The sequence below is a fragment of the Methanohalobium sp. genome, assembly GCF_046546175.1.
Lineage (GTDB): Archaea > Halobacteriota > Methanosarcinia > Methanosarcinales > Methanosarcinaceae > Methanohalobium.
Map to the genome: position 1 here is coordinate 1 of NZ_JBKGYF010000137.1, position 2,758 is coordinate 2,758.

3 protein-coding genes are annotated in these 2,758 nt (G+C 40.3%); 2 read left to right on the top strand and 1 reads right to left on the bottom strand.

All coding sequences use genetic code 11. The annotated features are described in order from the left end of the window. Nucleotides 1-580 (bottom strand): FAD-dependent oxidoreductase (locus tag ACLFMM_RS09760; RefSeq protein WP_410808542.1); only part of this gene is annotated, 580 nt, incomplete at its 3' end. A 483-nt stretch (nucleotides 581-1,063) separates the two neighbouring features. On the opposite strand from ACLFMM_RS09760, the gene mtbC reads away from it, so the two are divergent. Next, complete coding sequence (gene mtbC, locus ACLFMM_RS09765; protein ID WP_410808543.1) at nucleotides 1,064-1,717, top strand: dimethylamine corrinoid protein MtbC; 654 nt, start codon at nucleotides 1,064-1,066, stop codon at nucleotides 1,715-1,717. 20 nt (nucleotides 1,718-1,737) lie between these two features. Then, on the top strand, nucleotides 1,738-2,758 hold a 1,021-nt coding region (mtbB, locus tag ACLFMM_RS09770), incomplete at its 3' end, for a [dimethylamine--corrinoid protein] Co-methyltransferase (protein WP_410808544.1).

The window sequence follows — 2,758 nt, forward strand, 5'->3', positions numbered from 1 at the left end:
TGGAACAGTCATTTGTCGGAAATACTTCATTTAACAGTGCCATCTTGCCGCCTATACTGGGCTCTTTTTCAACCATATGAACATAATAACCCGCTTCTGCCAGATTGAGTGCTGATTCTATGCCTGATACACCTCCTCCGATAACAAGTACATCCCTGTTTATCGAAACTTTTTTTACTTCAAGAGGATCAAGGTTTTTCAATTTGGCAACACCCATTTTAATTAAATCAAAAGCTTTTTGAGTTGCCATTTCAGGGTGTTGTTTATGAACCCATGAACATTGTTCCCGGATATTTACAATTTCCAGCAAATATGGATTCAATCCAGCATTTTCAAGCACCTGCTGGAATGTTTTTTCATGCAATTTGGGTGAACATGCTGCTATAAGGACTCTCTCAATATCATGCTCTTTTATATCCTGTAAGATTGTTTCCTGTCCTGTATCAGAACACATGAACTGTATATCTTTAACAATCTCTATATCATCAAATTCTTGTTTTATTTTATCCCTGAGGATCTCCATGTTTACAACATGTGCAATATTTAACCCACAATGGCATATATATACTCCAATTTTCATGCCTATGTACTCCATTTGGTATATTCATTTAAATCAAAAGTCAAGTAAAAATGACAAAGAAAATTAAGATTAAATAATCATTTTTAGTATAATTTATAATTATCTTCTGTTTTATATACTACACCCCCAGAAAAACAGTTTTTAGTTATAATATTTTAAAACACGCTTAAAAATAGATATTGAGTAAACAGTGGTTGCAATTAAATATTTCACCTAGTGCTTTTTTTTACTTAGGAAATTGTTTTCAATCTTAATTTTATATAACCTTTATGTATTAGATAATAGAAAAAAAGTTTTTATATAATACATAAAATAGATAACTAATTAAGTTAGGGTTGTGTGAAGATATTTGCAACATAAATAATATTTATATAAGGGTTGTGTGGAGTGTTACTACTGTAGTTATTACACAACTACTAACTTAATTTAAAAATTCTGAAAATACCCAGGTTAACATTGTGTTAACTCAAAGGGGGAGTATCAATGGCAGAGAGAGAAGCATTACTAAAAGAAATAGCGGATGCTATATTGTCCTGCAAGAAGGATAATGTAATAGATGCAGTAAACAAAGCAAGGGGCGACCTGGAAGCTTCAGACATTATTGAGAATGGGCTCGCAGCCGGTATGAACGAAGTCGGTATGAGGTTTGAGAGAGGTAAACTCTTTTTACCGCATGTTATGATGGCTGCTGAAGCGATGACAGAAGCAGTCAAGGTACTCGAAGAAGACTTGCCTACAGAACAAAAAGGTAAACCACTGGGTGTCGTGGTCAATGGTACAGTTGAAGGAGATGTACACGATATCGGTAAATCCATCGTATCCACCATGCTCCAGGCAGCCGGATTTGAGGTTTATGACATCGGAAGAGATGTACCTGCACAGGAATTCATTGACAAAATAAAAGAAGTCAATGCCAATGTGGTTGGAATTTCTGCACTCATGACTACAACACTACTTGGTCAGAAGGATATCATCGAACTGCTCAAAGAAGCTGGTTTAAGAGACAACATCGTTGTAATGGTCGGTGGAGCACCCGCAACCCAGGCATGGGCTGACAAGATCGGTGCAGACATATATGCAGAAAACGCAAGCATCGCTGTGAACAAGACCAAAGAGAAACTTGGTGCATCCAAATAAATTAAAGGGGGATCTAAAAAATGGCAAATGGATATAGAATACGAATGGGAGATTCCACAACTGAATACCATTCCAAAGACAGGATAATGGAAGATATTGAAGCTGGTACAAATGATGCTGCTGAACTCGGTGGCGTGCCGGCACTTAGTGATGATGAAAAAGAAAAACTCGCAGACATCTTGATGTCACCACAGAAAATGGCAAGCGTCGACCGCGGAAATGAAGTACCTGTGACCCACGACATCGGTACACTCAGAATTGATGGAGACCAGGGTAACAGTGGTACAGGAATCCCTGCCAGCAGGCTGACAGGTGTTATGACACACGAGCGTGCCTTCGGTACAGATACCATGGAACTGGGTCATATCGATTACAGTTTCAAACCTGTAAAACCAGTGGTTTCACAGGAATGCCAGACCATGGAAGTCTGCCAGCAGAATATGACTGTTCCACTGCTGTATGGTGCCATGCCGAATATGGGACTCTACTACCAGCCGGATGGACCTTTCAAGAACCCATCCGACCTGATGAGAGAATTCAAACTCCAGGAAGCAAAGGAAGAAATCGAAGGCGCAGCTGAGGAACTGACCAATGACATGATATGGACAGTGGATAAACTCTATAAATCCGCATCCGATGGTGTTAACTTCGATACAATCGCAGCAGCCGGTGATGGGGATTTCTATGCAACCTTAAACGCAATGGAAGCCCTTAGAAAGAGGTTCCCAAACATCTACATAGAAGCAGGAATGGCCTCAGAATCCATACTTGGTATGCATGGTGAATTCGAGTACGATGGTACAACCCTTGCAGGACTCTGGCCTCATGAACAGGCACCACTTGTTGCTAAGGCAGGAGCGAACCTGTTTGGTCCTGTATGTAACACCAGTACCGGTCACAGTACCTCATGGAACTTGGCAAGATCAGTAACGTTTGCCAAAGCAGCAGTTGATAAATCTCCAATCCCCTGTCACGTGAACATGGGAATGGGTGTCGGTGGAATACCGATGTTCGAGACCCCACCTGTTGATGCAGTTACCA